This is a genomic window from Rhizobium sp. YJ-22 (genome assembly GCF_029601685.1).
Lineage (GTDB): Bacteria > Pseudomonadota > Alphaproteobacteria > Rhizobiales > Rhizobiaceae > Metarhizobium.
In genome coordinates this window covers 485,142-500,788 of the sequence record NZ_JARRIR010000003.1, presented here as the reverse complement: position 1 = coordinate 500,788, position 15,647 = coordinate 485,142, and the positions used below count along the sequence as shown (strand labels likewise).

General features: G+C 65.1%; 15 protein-coding genes. 1 reads left to right on the top strand and 14 read right to left on the bottom strand.

Annotated elements, in window-relative coordinates; genetic code table 11:
- Positions 1 to 32: 32 nt before the first annotated feature.
- From P7F60_RS10365 to P7F60_RS10300, 14 genes are all read right to left on the bottom strand, one after another.
- Positions 33 to 1,271 (bottom strand): D-arabinono-1,4-lactone oxidase, encoded by a 1,239-nt coding sequence (locus P7F60_RS10365; RefSeq protein ID WP_277917656.1) that lies wholly within the window; start codon positions 1,269 to 1,271, stop codon positions 33 to 35.
- A 10-nt stretch (positions 1,272 to 1,281) separates the two neighbouring features.
- Positions 1,282 to 2,049 (bottom strand): SDR family oxidoreductase, encoded by a 768-nt coding sequence (locus tag P7F60_RS10360; RefSeq protein ID WP_277917655.1) that lies wholly within the window; start codon positions 2,047 to 2,049, stop codon positions 1,282 to 1,284.
- Positions 2,050 to 2,245: 196 nt separating this feature from the next.
- The gene (locus P7F60_RS10355; RefSeq protein ID WP_277917654.1) at positions 2,246 to 3,601 is read right to left on the bottom strand and encodes an amidase; all 1,356 of its coding nucleotides are present in this window, start codon (positions 3,599 to 3,601) and stop codon (positions 2,246 to 2,248) included.
- 2 nt (positions 3,602 to 3,603) lie between these two features.
- Positions 3,604 to 4,836 (bottom strand): extracellular solute-binding protein, encoded by a 1,233-nt coding sequence (locus tag P7F60_RS10350; protein WP_277917653.1) that lies wholly within the window; start codon positions 4,834 to 4,836, stop codon positions 3,604 to 3,606.
- Positions 4,836 to 5,912: a GTP-binding protein gene (locus P7F60_RS10345; protein WP_277917652.1), complete on the bottom strand. Its 1,077-nt coding sequence runs from the start codon at positions 5,910 to 5,912 to the stop codon at positions 4,836 to 4,838. Before P7F60_RS10345 ends, P7F60_RS10350 begins: the two co-directional genes overlap by 1 nt.
- Complete coding sequence (locus P7F60_RS10340) at positions 5,905 to 6,234, bottom strand: hypothetical protein (RefSeq protein WP_277917651.1); 330 nt, start codon at positions 6,232 to 6,234, stop codon at positions 5,905 to 5,907. Before P7F60_RS10340 ends, P7F60_RS10345 begins: the two co-directional genes overlap by 8 nt.
- A 51-nt stretch (positions 6,235 to 6,285) precedes the next feature.
- The gene (locus P7F60_RS10335) at positions 6,286 to 7,167 is read right to left on the bottom strand and encodes a polysaccharide deacetylase (RefSeq protein ID WP_277917650.1); all 882 of its coding nucleotides are present in this window, start codon (positions 7,165 to 7,167) and stop codon (positions 6,286 to 6,288) included.
- Positions 7,168 to 7,207: 40 nt separating this feature from the next.
- The gene (locus P7F60_RS10330) at positions 7,208 to 8,302 is read right to left on the bottom strand and encodes an ABC transporter ATP-binding protein (protein WP_277917649.1); all 1,095 of its coding nucleotides are present in this window, start codon (positions 8,300 to 8,302) and stop codon (positions 7,208 to 7,210) included.
- A gap of 67 nt (positions 8,303 to 8,369) precedes the next feature.
- A complete protein-coding gene (locus P7F60_RS10325; RefSeq protein ID WP_277917648.1) occupies positions 8,370 to 9,602 on the bottom strand; it encodes an extracellular solute-binding protein in 1,233 nt (410 codons plus the stop codon).
- Between the two features lie 74 nt (positions 9,603 to 9,676).
- A complete protein-coding gene (locus P7F60_RS10320; protein ID WP_277917647.1) occupies positions 9,677 to 10,444 on the bottom strand; it encodes an SDR family NAD(P)-dependent oxidoreductase in 768 nt (255 codons plus the stop codon).
- Between the two features lie 14 nt (positions 10,445 to 10,458).
- Positions 10,459 to 11,193 carry a glucose 1-dehydrogenase gene (locus P7F60_RS10315; RefSeq protein ID WP_277917646.1) on the bottom strand — a complete coding sequence of 245 codons (735 nt, stop codon included), beginning with the start codon at positions 11,191 to 11,193 and terminating at the stop codon, positions 10,459 to 10,461.
- Entirely contained in the window at positions 11,193 to 12,038 is an 846-nt protein-coding gene (locus P7F60_RS10310) for an ABC transporter permease (RefSeq protein ID WP_277917645.1), read from the bottom strand. Before P7F60_RS10310 ends, P7F60_RS10315 begins: the two co-directional genes overlap by 1 nt.
- 3 nt (positions 12,039 to 12,041) lie before the next feature.
- Positions 12,042 to 12,947 carry an ABC transporter permease gene (locus P7F60_RS10305; RefSeq protein ID WP_277917644.1) on the bottom strand — a complete coding sequence of 302 codons (906 nt, stop codon included), beginning with the start codon at positions 12,945 to 12,947 and terminating at the stop codon, positions 12,042 to 12,044.
- 45 nt (positions 12,948 to 12,992) lie between these two features.
- Entirely contained in the window at positions 12,993 to 14,066 is a 1,074-nt protein-coding gene (locus P7F60_RS10300) for an ABC transporter ATP-binding protein (protein ID WP_277917643.1), read from the bottom strand.
- A gap of 520 nt (positions 14,067 to 14,586) precedes the next feature.
- Here P7F60_RS10300 and P7F60_RS10295 point away from each other — a divergent pair.
- A complete protein-coding gene (locus P7F60_RS10295) occupies positions 14,587 to 15,597 on the top strand; it encodes a GntR family transcriptional regulator (protein WP_277917642.1) in 1,011 nt (336 codons plus the stop codon).
- Positions 15,598 to 15,647 lie beyond the last annotated feature (50 nt).

Sequence of the window (15,647 nt, the reverse complement as noted above, 5' to 3'; positions counted from 1 at the left end):
GCCGGGCGTGCGAACGCCCCCGCGAAAATGCCCTATCCGAACAACATCCTGAGGTGATCGTTGAGGAAGCGTCCCCCGGGATCGAGATCCCGGCGAAGGGCGCGGAAATCGTTGGCGCGGGGATAGAGATGCGTCACGTCTTCGGTATCGAGGAAGTGCATCTTCCCCCAATGCGGACGGGCATTGTAGCCGCGCAGGATCTGGTCGACATCCCTCAGGAACGGCCAGTAATCGATGCCCGGCCCGCCCGAGACAGAAAGCGTGATGCTGTCCTGGTGATGGAAGGGGCTCATCCAGGCGGGATCGCCGGCCGTGAAGCGGTATTCGATCGGATAGATGCAGTTCGTATGCTTGTTGAGCATGAGGTCGCGCACCGCCCGAACCGAGGGCTTGGCGTGTTCGAGCGGCACCGCATATTCCAGCTCCACGAAATTGGGAACGTATTCGATGGGATAGACTTCGGAACTGTAGGCGATCTTTTCGAATTCGCGCTCCATCGGCGCGGCATCGGTAATGTCCATCACCTTCATCTCGCAGACATCTGCCAGCTTGTTCGTGGTCGAGATGGCGGACGTGTCAGGCAGGCAATAGAGATGGCGGCTTTCCGGCGTCGGGCACCAGAAGAAGCCGAAATGCCGATGCTGCGCGGCCAGTTCGTCATGGCGCTCCATGCAGGTCTCGAAATCGTCCCGCCAGAGCCGTTCGTGCAGATTATACGCATCCATGACGTTCAGCGTCATCGAGGAGATGATGCCCAGCGTTCCGACCGAGACCTGGGCGGCATGCAGCAGATCCCTGTCACTGCCGTCGATGTCGAGAATGTCGCCGTTCGCCTTGACGATGCGCATGCCGGCGATCGACGAGGCGAGGTTGCCGAGCTTGAGCCCGGTGCCATGGGTGCCGGTGGTGAAAGCGCCGGCGACGGCCTGGCTGTCGATATCGCCCTGATTGGTCAACGACAGGCCATGCGCCTTGAGGGTCCTGCCCACCTCGCTGATCCGGGTTCCGCCGGCAACGGTGATCTGCCGGCGCTCCCGGTCGACGCTCTGCACGCCGCTCAACTTTTCCAGCGACAGCAGCAGGCCGCTGGTGCCGACCACCGGCGTGAAGGAATGCCCCGAGCCTGAGACACGAATTCCCAGATCCCGCCGGTCCGCCTCGCGCACCAGTTCGGCCAGTTCGGCCTCGTTTTCCGGCGCTGCCTTGTATTGCGACACGCAATACTGGTTGCCGACCCAGTTGCGCCAGACGCCGCCCTTTTCGAAAGCCATGCCCGCCCCCTCACACCGCAGTGAAACAATTGTCGACGAACAGATGCGTGCCGCTGACGAAGCTGGCGTCGTCGCTTGCCAGGTAGAGCGCCGCCTTCGCGACCTCGTCGGGGCGGCACATGCGGCCTTGCTGCGCGGCGATCGCCGCCTCGGAGACATCGACGCCGTAGCGCGTCAGTTCCTCGACCTCGCGCTGGCCATGCGGCGTCTGGATGAAGCCCGGGCAGACCGCGTTGCAGCGGATGTTCCGATCGCGGAACTCGACGGCGATGGAGCGGGCGAACATGTGGCACGCGCCCTTCGTGGCATTGTACAGAACCTCCATGGGCGTCGCCGCCACGGCGGAGATCGAGGAGGTGCAGACGATGGAGCCTCCGCCGGCCGCGATCATCTGCGGCAGCACGGCGCGGGTCATCAGGAACATGCTGCGCACATTGATGGCCATCAGCCGGTCCCAATCCTCCACGGTGGTTTCGAGGAAAGGGCGGATGACGATGGTGCCGGCATGGTTGAACAACACGGTGATCGCGCCGAGCGCGCCGGAAATCGTCTCTACCGCCTGGCTCACCTGCGCCTCATCCGACACATCGGCCGGCGCGAACGCCGCGCTGTAGCCTTCGTCGCGCAGGCGGGCGGCCACGGCCTCCCCCTGGCTATGCGGCAGGTCGACGATGCCGACCGCCGCGCCCTCGCGCGCAAAAAGCTCGGATGCGGCCAGGCCGCAGCCGCCCGCCCCGCCACTGACAAGCGCAATCTTGCCGTTCAACCGACCAGCCATGGGTTCCCTCCGGTGGGGCCGCCTTCACGGATAAGGGGACGGACGGTTCTCGAGACGTCATCCTGTCCCTACCGGATACGAGCAGCCATGATTCTCGTTCCACGCTCTCACCCTGAAGGAATGCAATGGTCCGGTCCAGAGCCAAAAAAAGGATAAATCGGCCGCATTGCTGCGGCATACGCTTTGAAGGCCCGTGTCAACCGAGCAGAGTTTCCACCACGCACCCCGCGCCGAGAAGGCGGTCGTCGCTGCCCCTCGGCCCGGAGACGAGAAGCCCGACGGGCAGGCCGCCGTCGCCCGCGCCGCAGGGCAGCGAAACACCGCACCAGTCGAGGAAATTGCCGATCAGCGTGTTGCGCAACGTCTTGCCGTTCATCTGGAAGAACAGGTCCTCGTCATCGACGAGCGGCTGGAGCGCCGGCGCCACATGCGGCAATGTCGGGCTCAACAGGAACTCCCCCGGCCCCAGCCGCGCCTCGAAGGCGGCCGTCAGGCGCTCACGGGCGGCAAGGGTTTCCACATAATCGGACAGCGTGATGTTTTCGCCCGAAAGCGCACGCTTGACCACACGCGGATCCATCTCGGCGGCCTCGGGGCCGGTGATGCGCTGGCGGTGGAGCACGAAGGCCTCCGCAGTGACCAGGGCGCCGTGTTTCGCCATCAGTTCGAAGATCGACGGGAATTCCGGGAAAACGGTGCGGCGGATTCGGGCGCCGGCGCGGGCAATCCGCTCGACGGCGGCCTCGAAGGCGACAACGACCGCCGGCTCCGCACCGTCGAAGACGACCGTCTCAGGAATGACGAAGGACAGATCGGCCGGATCGGGGCGCTGTGGCGCATCTACCGCCGGCAGGCCGCGCATCGCCGCGTCGATCCAGACGGCGTCCTGCACAGTGCGGCAGAGGGGCCCGAGGGAATCGAGGCTTTTCGCCAGCGGAAATACCCCTTGCATCGCATAGCGCCCACGGGTCGCCTTGTAGCCGACGACGCCGTTGAAGGCGGCCGGGATGCGGATCGACCCGCCGGTATCCGTGCCGATCGACACCGGCACGAGCCCGGCCGCGACCGCCACCCCCGAACCGGAGGAAGAGCCGCCGGGAATACGGTGCTCGCCGGCCGGCGACGCCGGATTGCGCGGCGTGCCGTAATGCGGATTGATGCCGAGGCCGGAAAAGGCGAACTCGCTCATGTTCACCCGCCCGATGCTCACCATGCCCGCACCGGCAAGCGCCCGGACCACGGCGGCATCCTTCGATGCCGGCGCACTTGCCCGCAGCACGCGCGAACCGGCGGTCGTCGGCAGTCCCTCGAGATCGAACAGATCCTTCCAGGCGACGGGAATGCCTTCCAGAGCGCCGCGCGAGCGGCCTTCACGCAGCCGCTTGCCGGCCGCGTCCGCCTCGGTTCTCGCCCGCGCCGTCGTCATGACGGTGAAGATCGCCTTGTCCGGATGAGCCGCGATCTCCGCCAGCGTCTCCTCGGCCAGGTCGCGCGGATCGAGCGCGCCCGATTGCAGGAGAACGGAAAGCTGGGCGATCGAACGGGCCGGCATGGTCAGATGTCCTTCTCTGCGCGTCCGACGAGCTGCATCCAGCGGCGGACGAGATAATTGTGTTCATCCATGGTGGTGTTCCAGACGGCGATGCCGTTGGCGCGCTGCCAGTAGGAGCCGCCGCTGCGCACGGCGCCGCGCTTGATGCGAAGCGCGCCGTCCGGCCCCGGCAGATCCTCGCGCGCCGGGAGGCCTTCGTACCAGTAGTCCCATTCAGCCGCCGTCATGTAGCGGCGCGAGCGCTCCGGCGTGGAAATATAATAGCCCTGGCGGGCGACCACTGCGCCCGGCCAGCCGGAAATCCACCAGTTGAGATACTCATACGCGACGTCGAGCATCCGGCCCGAAAGATGGCGGGAAAGGCACAGGCCCCCGTGCCAGGCGCGATAACCTTCCACCGGCGCGGCCTGCTCGACGGGAAAACCCTGGCTGTTGAGAATGCCGATGCCCGTGGACCACATGCTCTGGATGTCGGTTTCGCCGTGGATCATCAGACGCGCGGCGTCCTCAGCCGTGCGCCAGAAGCTGCGGAAGAAACCCACCTTGCGCCGCGCTTCCAGGATATCGACCAGCTGGTCGATCTCGTCGACGGTCATGTTGCCGATATTGCCGAAGCTCATCAGCCCTGCCGCCTGGGCCGCCAGCGCCGCATCGAAGATGCCGATGGCCGGCTCGTCGACGAGGGCGGCCCGGCCGCTCCAGCGCTCGTCGAGCAGCGCCGCCCAGCTGGTGATCGGCGGCGCATGCGCCGGCGCATCGCCGCGATAGGCGAAGCTGTCGAAATTGTGAGTCGTCGGCAGCATGGAGATGCGCCCGGTCGGCGTATCGCCGAGCGCGAGGCTCGGCTGCACGTAAAGCTTGCGTGCCGGCACATCCCCCTGCCCCATGCGGGCACTCGGGCCGATCTGCCCGATCTTCGTCAGGTCGTTGATCTCGTCCCAGAGCGCGATGCGCGCGATATCGATCGGCTGGATGGCGCGCCAGTACCAGACGATATCGAGATTGTGGAAACACTGGTCGTAGATGTCGTAACTGTCGGGCTCCTGCGCGGCCTTGTGCTGGGTGACGATGAAATCGTTGTTGTCGAAGCAGACGTCGATGCCGAGATCGGCCTGCGCCTTCAGCCGCAGTTCCTCCAGCAGCGAGATCGCCGTTCCGAGCACGCGCAGCCTCGGGCGTCCGGCCGTATGGACGGCGGGGGCTGCGGGGACCACTTTCGGGGAATGCTTGTTCATCAAGGGTTCTGGGCGTTGCGGGTCTGTGACGCTGCCTCGGGCTGCGGGCGGGTCCTGGCCCTCCCGGCAAGCGCGAAGGCGTTGAACGACCGTTTCAACAGGTTCACATCGAGGCCGTCAACAATAAAGACGAGGCGCGAGGACCGTTCCGCCGAAGGCCAGCCGGCAAGGTGGACCGGCGGATGAACGAGATGCTGCACACCATGCACCGCGACCGGACGCTCCTCGCCCGCCAGCGCCAGAATGCCCTTCACCCGCAGCACGCGGGCGCCATGGCGGTTGAGAAGCATGGTCAGCCAGACGCCGAAACCGGTCCAATCGACGGGTTCGTCGACGGCGATGACGAAGGAGGAAATGGCGGTGTGCCGCGTCACGCCGTCCGCCGTCACCTGCAAGGCCGGGGCATCGCAATAAAAGCCGCTCGGCGAGTGGAGCCCGGCCGCCCGTTGCGCGTCGTCGTCGCCAAAGAGCGTTTCCGCGTCGGGGCCGTCTTCGCCGGCGATCAGGCGCGGAGCGTCCGGGTTGAGTTCGCCAAGGCGCGACAGGAGCGCAGAAAGCTCCGCATCGCCTTGGCGCAGATCCGTTTTCGTGATGACCAGCCGGTCGGCGATGGCGGCCTGGCGGGTGGATTCCACATAAGTGGCGAGCTGCGAAAACCCGTTGACGGCATCGACGGTGGTCACGACGCTGCCGGCGCGAAAGTGGTGGCGCAGCACGGGATCGGATTTCAGCGTCGAGAGCACGGGGAACGGATCGGCAAGTCCGGTGCTTTCGATGACAACACGGGCAAAGGCCGGGATGAGGCCTCGCTCCCGCCTGGAATGCAGATCGCGCAGCGCATCGGCCAGCTCGCCGCGCACCGTGCAGCACACGCAGCCCGATTGCAGCAGGACCATGGTCTCGTCGATGCGCTCGACGAGGTGGTGGTCGAGGCCGACATCGCCGAACTCGTTGATCAGCACGGCGCAATCGGACAGCGCCGGATCGGCGAGCAGGCGCTTCAGCAACGTCGTCTTGCCGGAACCGAGAAAGCCGGTCAGCAGATGCACCGGCGTGAAGACCGGCGTTTCAACCATTGTCCGCCTCCATGCGCGCGATCACATCGGGATCGAGCGGATCGCAGGCCCGCCCCGAGAGCTTTTCCGCCGCCGGCCAAAGATGGCCGAGATCCTCGACCATCTCGCTCTTGCCGGTGCGGGTGGAGAGCACGAAGGACGAGCCTTGCCAGTCGGACAGGCTCATGCCGAAGGCGGCGAGCACCCGGTTGGCGGCACAGACGCGCCGGGCGCGCTCGCGGCGCCGGTCGATGCGCTCGACATTGCGGGTGAAGACGCCGGGCCGGGCCGCCGCATCCGTCCAGTGCTCGTTTCCGCCGAGAACGCCGCATAGCGAACACATCGCGCTTTTCCTTTCGTTGAAAGGGAGCGGACGCGCCGCCCCCGTCCGGGTTCATTTCTTGCGCGGAAAACGCTTGGCGAAGTCGTCGGCCATTTCGTTCATGGTGACGAACTTCACGCCCGGATGCTTGATCATATGGGCATAGAGGCGTTCGAGCATCATCAGCACCTGCGGCCGGCCGGCGACATCCGGGTGGATGGTGATCGGGAAGACCGCGTAATCCATCTCGCGATAGACCCAGTCGAACTGGTCGCGCCACATCTGCTCGATATCGTGCGGATTGACGAAGCCGTGGCTGTTGGGCGACTTCTTGATGAACATCATCGGCGGCAGGTCGTCGAGATACCAGGAAGCCGGGATCTCGATCAGATCGGTTTCCTGCCCGCGCTTCAGCGGCACCATCCAGTCGGACGGTTTGCCGGCGTAATCGATCTTGGTCCAGCTATCGCCGACACGCACGTAATAGGGCGTGAAGTCGTTGTGCATCAGCGAATGATCGTACTTGATGCCGCGTTCGAGCAGCAACTCGTTGGTGACGGTGGAGAATTCCCACCAGGGCGCGACATAGCCAGTCGGGCGCTTGCCAGAGAGCTTGGTCACCAGATCGATGCACTTGTCGAGCACTTCGGTTTCCTGCTCGCGCGTCATGGCGATCGGGTTTTCATGGGTATAGCCGTGAATGCCGATCTCGTGGCCGGCATCGGCAACCGCCTGCATCTGCTCCGGGAAGGTCTCGATCGAGTGGCCGGGGATGAACCAGGTCGTCTTGATTCCGAAGCGTTCGAACAGCTTGAGAAGCCGCAGGCTGCCGACTTCGCCGGCAAACAGGCCGCGCGAGATGTCGTCGGGCGAATCCTCGCCGCCGTAGGAGCCGAGCCAGCCGGCAACGGCATCGACGTCGATGCCGAAACCACACAAAATCTCTTTCGCCATTGGGTATCTCCTTCGTTTCGTTACGTATTTTTATCGATGATCAACCGGCCGGAATGACCGTCGCCTCGGCGGGGTTCCAGCTCAGCAGCACGGGCGTGCCGGCCGGGAATGCGCCCGGGCGGTATTTGTCGACATGGGCCTCCAGCGATACCGCCCGACCGTCGTGAAGCCGCGCCGTCAGATGCGCGATATGGCCGACGACGTCCGAGCGCTCGATGAGGGCGTCGATGCGGTTCTTCGCGCCGGCAAGCACCCCTTCGCCCGCCGCATGCACCTCGATGGCCTCTGCCGGCACGACGAGATTGACGCGGCCTTTGCTGGCGAGCGCGCCGTTGGCGCGGCCGGAAAGCGTGCCGATCCCGGTGGTCACCACCACGTCCTCGCCCTCGCTGCCGGCAACTTCGCCCGACAGCACCGTGTTGCGGCCGATGAACTGCGCCACGAACGGCGTGTTCGGGCGGGTATAGAGCTGGTGCGGCGGGCTCACCTGCTCGACGCGGCCCTGGTTCATCACCACGATGCGGTCGGACAGCGCCAGGGCTTCCGACTGGGCGTGGGTGACGAAAATGAAGGTGACGCCGAGGCTCTTCTGCAGGAGCTTCAGCTCGTTCTGGATCGCCTTGCGCAGGTTGGCGTCGAGCGCGCCGAGCGGCTCGTCGAGCAGCAGGATATCCGGCTCGACGACGAGGCCGCGGGCGAGCGCGATGCGCTGGCGCTGGCCGCCGGACAGCTTTTCCGGCTTGCGCTCGGCAATGTCCTCGAGGCCGAGCGTGGCCAGGATGCGGTCCACCTTCGCCTCGCGCTCGGCGCGGGCGATGCCCTTGACCTCCAGCCCATAGCCGACATTGCGGCGCACGCTCATATGCGGGAAGAGCGCATAGTTCTGGAAGATCATCGAGGTCGGCCGGCGCTGCGGCGGCACGTCGTTCATGCGCTCGCCACGGATCAGCATGTCGCCGGAGGAAATGCCCTCGAAGCCGGCGATCATGCGCAGCGTCGTCGTCTTGCCGCAGCCCGAAGGGCCGAGAAAGGCGATGAACTCGCCCTTTCTGACGGAAAGGTTGAAATCGATGACGGCGGGCGTGCCGTTGTCGTAGACCTTGCCGACGGAGTTGAGCTCCAGGTCGAAAATCATGGGGAAATCTCCCGAATTGCCGGTCAAGGACCGGGGCAATGGCTGCCCCGGCCCGCTCGTCCTTTGATCAGGCGTTGAGGAACTCGTCCCACTTCTGAATGAGGTGGTCGTATTCCGACGGCCACTGGTGCCAGTAGGCGACGTTCTTGGCGCGTTCTTCCAGCGAGCCGCCGTCGCGCAGGTCGCCTTCCTTGATGCCGCGCTCTTCCGCGCCGACCCAGGGCTTGCCCTCGTACCAGAAGGCGTATTTCTCCGGCGCCATGACGTCCTTGATGTTGGTCGAGGGCGAATAGTAGCCCTGCTCGGAAACGGTGATGCCCGGCTCGCCCGACAGCCAGTAGTCGGCATAGGCGATGACGGCGTCGCGATTGGTGGTGCCTGCGATCATCGAGGGGCCGATGGCCCAGCCGCGATAGCCTTCCTTCGGCACCGCATAGCGGCAGGGCTTGCCCTGCGCCTTGACGGCCATCACCGCCGGCTGCCAGGCGTCGCAGACCACCATCTCGCCCGAGGCCATCAGATTGACCAGCTCGCCGAAATCGCCCCAGAGCGCGCGGAACTGGCCTTCCTTCTTCTTGGAAACGAGGAAGGCGGCGGCGGCGTCGATTTCGGTGGTGCTCGGGTTTCCGGGGTTCTTCACGTCGGAAAGGCCGAGCGTGTTCATCGCCATGATCGCCTGGCCGAAAGCGATGAGCGGATCGGTGTTGAGGCCGGACTTGCCCTTCCACTTGGGATCGAAGATCGCCGTCCAGGTATTGGCTTCCTCCTCGGACAGCACGTTCGGGTTATAGCCGATGGAATCGTAATTGTAGACGGCGGGCACCATGTTGAGCACCGTCTGCGCCTCGTCGGCCCAGATCTGGCCGACGATCTGCGCGGAGCGGTCCCATTTGTCGCCGGGCTTGGTGAAGGTTTCTCGGATATTGGCCCAGTTCTTCAGTGAGGCAGCCGGGATCGTCTCGACATTGTTGGTCATGACGATGGACGGCAGGCGCTCGGCGATGATTTCCCAGCAGTCGTAATCCTTCGAGCCGGAGAGGATTTTCGTCTGGGCATCGGGGAAGGTCGCGGCCGTGCCCGAAGTGCTGCCGACGCCGGAGGCCTTCTTGAATTCTTCCAGGATGCGCTCCTGCACCGTCACCGAAAGGCCGATGGTGCGCAGTTGCTGGCCGGCCAGATCGGCGGCCTGCGCGAAGGCATTGCGCGAGGACAGGAAGGGCGTGCCGCCACCCATCGCCAGCGCCATGGCCCCGGCCGAGCGCTTGAGGAGCGAGCGGCGATTGATTTCCGACTTGAACATGTCTCTTCTCCAGTTTGCTTGTCGTTCCCCGAAGCCGCCTTGCGGCTCCTTTTTCCCCCGCCTTTTCGAGGCGGTCAGTATCGGCCCACCAGAAGGCCGCCATCCACGACCAGCACCTGGCCGGTCATGTATCTTGCGCTGTCGGAGGCGAGGAAGGTGGCGACATCGGCGATGTCCTCCCCCGTTCCCAACCGTCCCATCGGGATGAATTCCGCCGCCTTCTCGGCCCCGGCGGGACCGAGAGAGTTTTCTTCCGACAGAAGCTGGGCAGTGCGGATGTAACCGGGCGCGATGCCGTTGACGCGCACGCCGTCGCGCGCCATCTCGACGGCCAGCCCGCGCACCAGGCCGACGACACCGGACTTGGCGGCCGAATAATGAACATGCTCGTCCCAGCCATAGGCGACGCCCATGATCGATGAGAGCGCGACGACGGCGCCGGATTTGCGGGCGCGCATGCCCGGAGCGGCGGCGCGCACGAGGCGGAAGATGCCCTTGAGGTCGATGTCGAAGGTCAGATCCCACTTGTCGTCGGTGAGATCGGCCAGCGGCGTGCGGTGCGCGATGCCGGCATTGGCAACGATGACGTCGATCCGGCCGTGGCGCGCCGCGACATCCGCGACCAGCGCGTCGGTCGCCGCCGTCGAGCGGACATCGTAGAGATGGAACTCGGCCGAACCGCCGGCATCGGCAATCGCGGCCACCGTCTCGCGGCCTTCCCTCTCCAGAATATCGGTGACGACCACATGGTCGCCGAGTGCGCCAAACGCCTTCGCGGTGGCGGCGCCGATCCCGATGCCGGCGCCGGTGACGATGACGATGCGTTTCCTGTCTGCGGTCATTGTAATCTCCGGGTTCAAAGCATGACGTCGCCGGAATTGGGTCCGAGCGTTTGTCCGACGAAGAGGCTGGCGGCGGGGGACGCGAGGAAGGCGACGGTTTCGGCCACCTCCTCCGGCTCTCCGAAGCGGCCGAGCGGAAGGCCGGCCCGCTTGGCGGCGCGCCATTCTTCCGAAAGCTGCATGACAAGCGGCGTGTTGATCGGGCCGGGCGCGACGGCATTGACCCGCACCCCGCGCGCCGAAACCTCGCGGGCAAGCGCCTTGGTCATGCCGATGATGGCGGCCTTGGCCCCGGAATAATGCACGAGTTCGACGCCGCCGATCTGGCCGAGCTGCGAGGCGACGTTGACGATGACGCCTGCCCCGGCTTCCAGCATCGCCGGCAATACCGCCTTGGTCATCAGGAAGGTGCCGCGCACATGGACGGCGAACATGCGGTCGAAATCGCCGACCTCGAGGTTCTCGAACAGCGCCTGGTGGGCGATGCCGGCATTGTTGACGAGCAGCGTGACCTCGCCATGCGCCGTCACGGCGGCGCGGTGAATGGCGGCGGCATCCGCCTCGCTGGAAACATCGCCCGCCACGGCGACGGCCCGGCCGCCGGCGGCGCGGATTTCGTCCGCCACCGCCTCGGCCCGCTCCGCCGACAGATCGTTGACCGTGACCGTATCGCCGCCGACGGCCAGTTTCAGGGCGATGGCACGGCCGATGCCGGAGCCTGCGCCGGTGACCAGAGCAGCGCCCGCCATCACGCTTCCTCCTGGATCGCCACGCGCTTGGCGCGGCGCACCGAGAGGCCCATCAGCACGGCATAGGTTCCCAGCAGCGCGAAGGAGAACAGCGTCGTGAGCACGCCGAAGGCGAAGACGTTGGGATGCACTTCCACCGAGAAGGTGCCGTAGATGGCGAGCGGCAGCGTCAGGTCGCGGCCCGAGGCGAAGAGCGTGCGTGAAAACTCGTCATAGGACAGCGTGAAGGCGAACAGCATGGCCGAGAGCACGCCGGGGAAGATCAGCGGGAAGGTGATCTTGCGGAAAGTGCGCGCCGGGGTGACGCCGAGCGACCAGGCCGCCTCCTCCACGCTCGGATCGAAGCGATTGAAGATCGCCAGCATGACAAGGAAGGCGAAGGGAAAGGTGTAGACGACATGCAGCACGAAAGCCGTGCCCCACCAGTGCCGGTCGATGCCGAGCGTGTTGGCGACCAGCGCCATTCCGAGGCCGACGAGCACGCCCGGAACCATCATGCCGAGCACGATGAGATAGAAGACGACGCCCGAGCCGCGGAATTTCCGGCGGAAGGCCTGGGCGGCGGTGACCCCGAGCACGGTCGAGACGATCATCGTCATCACGGCGAGCGCCAGGGAGCGCACCAGCGCCTGTTCGATCGGCAACGGGGCGATGCGCGACGGCGGGGTCAGCCCGAACAGATGCTTGTACCAGTAGGTCGACCATTCGATGATCGGAAACTGCGGCCCGCCCTCCGGCCCGGTCTGGAAGGAGAGGATGGCGAGGACCACGAGCGGGCCATACAGGAAGACGATGAACAGCGCCGTATAGAAACCGAGGCCGAGCTTGATGCCGGATGCGTTCATGGTTCAGAGTTCCTTCCTGAGATCGACGACCCGGAGCATGGCTGCCACGACCGCGCCCATCAGGATGGTCAGCACCACGCCGGCGACGGCGGCGAAAGCCCATTTCAGCGAGCCGACCTGCGTGACGATGATGTTGCCGAGAAGGTTCACCTTTCGGCCGGACAGCGCGGCGGAGGTTGCGAATTCGCCGAGCACCATGACAGAGACGAAGATCGCGCCGACCACCACGCCCGGCATGGAGAGCGGCAGGATGATGGTGCGGAAGATGCGCCAGAAACCGGCGCCCAGATCCTGCGCCGCCTCGATGACCGAACCGTCGATGCGGCCAAGCATGAAGGCGATCGGCCCGACCATGAAGACGCAATAGATCTGCGTCATGCCGATGATGACCGAGAGTTCCGAAAACAGCAGCACCTCGATCGGCTGCGTGATGAGCCCGATCTTCATCAGGATCATGTTGATGGCGCCCTCCTTGCCGAGCATCGGCCGCCAGGCGAGCACGCGGATGAGGAAGGAGGTCCAGAACGGAATGACGCAGAGCACCAGAAGCGCCGTCGAAAGCGTCTTGTTCTTGACGAAGAGCCCGACGAAGAGCGCGGCCGGATAGCCGACCAGCAGCGTCGACACCAGCACGATCAGCCAGATCCGGATCGTCGTCCACAGCGCGCCGAGATAGGTATCGGAGGAAAAGAAGGTGATCCAGTTGCTCAGCGTCAGCGTCGGCTCGATCTTGAAGGTGGTCTGCGTCCAGAAGGAGACGTAGACCATCATCAGGATGGGCGCGACGAGGAAGAGCAGCATCCAGAGGACACCGGGGGCGAGCAGCAGCGCCGTGCGGTTCGGCTGCCTTGGGGTGGAAGGCGCCGCCGTTTCGACGGGCTTGTCATGGCTGGTGGCGGCCATCGTCATCTCTCATTCTCCGGGTGGAAAGGGGCTGGACCGGCGACGGGGGGCTCAATCGAAGACAAGGGCGTCCTCCCGCTTCCAGACGAGGGCATAGCGGGCCTTCTCCTCGAAGGCCTCGGGCGCGGAATGGCTGAGATGGGTCTCCACCTCGAAGACACGGCCGTCGTCAAGCGTGAAGAAGGAATTGATCGCCGCCCCGGAGTACTCGCTGGCGACGAAGCTCGCCTCGATGCGCACTTCGTCGCCAGCCGCCGCCGCGTCCCGGGGACGGATTGCAACACGGTCGTAGCGGATGGCATAGGCCGGCGTGCCCGAGGTCTGCCGCGCGCCGCCCAGCGCCAGCCGTCCGACGGAGCTTTCGAAGGCATCGCCTGAAACCGTACCAGGGAAGATGTTGTAGCAATTGAGAAACCGCGCGACATCGGCCGAGGCCGGGCGGCTATAGAGCGTGCCGGCATCGGCGGATTGGGCGATGCGGCCGCGATCGAGCACCAGCACGGTATCGCCCATGGCCAGCGCCTCGGTCTCCGAGCCGGTGACATGCAGGAAGGTGACGCCGCAGCGCTCGCGGATGGTGCGCAGTTCGCCGCGCATGCGGGCGCGCAGATTGGCGTCGAGCGCGCCGAGCGGCTCGTCGAGCAGCACCATGCTCGGCTCCGTCACCAGCGTGCGGGCAAGCGCCACGCGCTGCTTCTGGCCGCCGGAGATCTGCGTGACCGCCCGGTCCTCCAGCCCGGAAAGACCGACGAGACCGACCATGTCGCGCACCTTCGCGGCCACGGCCCTGGTATCCGTCACCGGATCGACGGCGCGGTTTTCGAGGCCGAAGGCAATGTTCTGCGCGACGCTGAGATGCGGGAAGAGGGCGAAATTCTGGAAGACGAAGCCGATACCACGCGCATGCGGGGCAACGCCGTCGATGCGCCTGCCGCCAAACAGGATCTCGCCGCCATCCGGCTGCTCGAAACCGGCGATGACGCGCAGCAGCGTCGTCTTGCCCGATCCGCTCGGCCCCAGCAGCGAGACATAGGAGTTTTCCGACAGCGCCGCATCGACGCCGGCCAGCGCCGGCACGCCGGAGAAGGCCTTGTGCACATTCTTCAGTTGAAGGACGGATGACACGTCTTTTCCCACCAGTTCAGGCCCGGACTTTTCGCGCAAGGCTCCGCCATCCACCGGGCGCGCGAAGGCGGCCGAAGACGGCAAAATATTCCTGTCCGCACCTCTGTCAGAGGTCCGGCATAGCGTCGATCCTGGGCATTTCGTTCGGTTCCACCTGCGCCGTTTGTTCCGGGCGTCTTGTTGTCAAAACCATGACATGAATGATTTTTGTATTCAATAGCCTTTTTAGAAATTTCTCTCTTATGGAGAAACTCCCCAGCCAGCCGGAACATTTCAGCGGTGACCACGCGACAATCATGATCACTTTCACGCCTTCATTTGTTCATTTTACGCGCATTACGCACAAAAATCAGCACTGCAAGGCTATCGCGATTGCAGCAGACCGCAGTCTGTCCACCTCACCCTTTCAGGTCGATTCTATTCAATCTTTGTATTCAATAATCATTTATTCCTTCCTTTCCTTGCGACGGAGAATGCGTCAAAGTGCAGCTCTCCAAGATTCAGACGGATACGGAGATCCATGAAGGACGAGCAGGCAGCCACCAGCACCCAGCGGCGCTACGCGATCGCCGAAGACGTGCTGCGCAGCAACATCGAAACGGGCACGCTGCCGCCCGGTCTCGTGCTGCTCGAAGGCCCGATCGCCGACATCCTGCAGACATCCCGCGCGCCGGTTCAGAGGGCGCTGCAGACGCTGGAGGCCGAGGGGCTCGTCCACCGCTTCTCCGGCCGCGGCTTCCTCGTCGGCCCGCCCGGAGCGGCAATCGAGCCGAACCGCACCGACATCAAGGCGCTCGGCCTGATCGTGCCGCGCCATGCGGACGAGGCCCTGCAAAGCCGCTCGTCCTGGGAACGCATCTACAACCAGGTCGAGGCCGATGTCGCCGGCTGCGTCGTCTTCGGCCGCTACCGCATCGTCGAAATGGAGATCGCCAACCATTTCAACGTCAGCCGCACGGTCGTGCGCGATGTGCTGACGCGCCTGCGCGAACGCGGCCTGGTGCGCAAGAACCAGAGTTCGCACTGGATCGCCGGCCCCCTCACCGCGCAGACGGTGAAGGATCATTTCGTGCTGCGCACGATGCTGGAGCCGCCGGCGATCCGCCTGGGCGCGCGCGCTGTCAGCCAGTCGCGGCTGGAGGCGCTGCTGAAGCGCCTGCGCGCCGCCGAGGAAGCGAGCGCCACCGGCTCTTTGCGCGAAAGCGAAGCGATCCAGACCGAATTCATCGAGTGCTGCGTGCTCGCCGCGCCGAACGACCGGCTGAAGGATCTGGTGCGCAACAACCTCCTGCCGGTGACCGCGACCGACCGGCTGCTGCGCCGACTCGGCCTGCCGGGCGATCCCGCCAACATCACGGAATTGCGCCTCGTGGCCGAGCTTCTGCTGCGCGGGGCAACGGAAGCGGCGGTTTCGATGATGGAAACCCATCTCGAAGCCTCGCTGAACCGCACCATCGCCCAGATGAAGATAGTCGCGATCATTCCAGGACCAGGGGTGACGGCGGCGTACCTCACCCCCGTTCTCGATTGACGGGAAGGATGCGCCCGAAGCCTCCATGCGTGTCGCGCGAACACGGTTTT

Bases quoted from the DNA above. Each gene is read 5' to 3' on its own strand.
- P7F60_RS10295 (WP_277917642.1), top strand. From the start codon at position 14,587: ATGAAGGACGAGCAGGCAGCCACCAGCACCCAGCGGCGCTACGCGATC.
- P7F60_RS10360 (WP_277917655.1), bottom strand. From the start codon at position 2,049: ATGGCTGGTCGGTTGAACGGCAAGATTGCGCTTGTCAGTGGCGGGGCG.
- P7F60_RS10310 (WP_277917645.1), bottom strand. From the start codon at position 12,038: ATGAACGCATCCGGCATCAAGCTCGGCCTCGGTTTCTATACGGCGCTG.
- P7F60_RS10325 (WP_277917648.1), bottom strand. From the start codon at position 9,602: ATGTTCAAGTCGGAAATCAATCGCCGCTCGCTCCTCAAGCGCTCGGCC.
- P7F60_RS10315 (WP_277917646.1), bottom strand. From the start codon at position 11,193: ATGGCGGGCGCTGCTCTGGTCACCGGCGCAGGCTCCGGCATCGGCCGT.
- P7F60_RS10345 (WP_277917652.1), bottom strand. From the start codon at position 5,912: ATGGTTGAAACGCCGGTCTTCACGCCGGTGCATCTGCTGACCGGCTTT.
- P7F60_RS10340 (WP_277917651.1), bottom strand. From the start codon at position 6,234: ATGTGTTCGCTATGCGGCGTTCTCGGCGGAAACGAGCACTGGACGGAT.
- P7F60_RS10350 (WP_277917653.1), bottom strand. From the start codon at position 4,836: ATGAACAAGCATTCCCCGAAAGTGGTCCCCGCAGCCCCCGCCGTCCAT.
- P7F60_RS10365 (WP_277917656.1), bottom strand. From the start codon at position 1,271: ATGGCTTTCGAAAAGGGCGGCGTCTGGCGCAACTGGGTCGGCAACCAG.
- P7F60_RS10335 (WP_277917650.1), bottom strand. From the start codon at position 7,167: ATGGCGAAAGAGATTTTGTGTGGTTTCGGCATCGACGTCGATGCCGTT.
- P7F60_RS10355 (WP_277917654.1), bottom strand. From the start codon at position 3,601: ATGCCGGCCCGTTCGATCGCCCAGCTTTCCGTTCTCCTGCAATCGGGC.
- P7F60_RS10330 (WP_277917649.1), bottom strand. From the start codon at position 8,302: ATGATTTTCGACCTGGAGCTCAACTCCGTCGGCAAGGTCTACGACAAC.
- P7F60_RS10320 (WP_277917647.1), bottom strand. From the start codon at position 10,444: ATGACCGCAGACAGGAAACGCATCGTCATCGTCACCGGCGCCGGCATC.
- P7F60_RS10305 (WP_277917644.1), bottom strand. From the start codon at position 12,947: ATGACGATGGCCGCCACCAGCCATGACAAGCCCGTCGAAACGGCGGCG.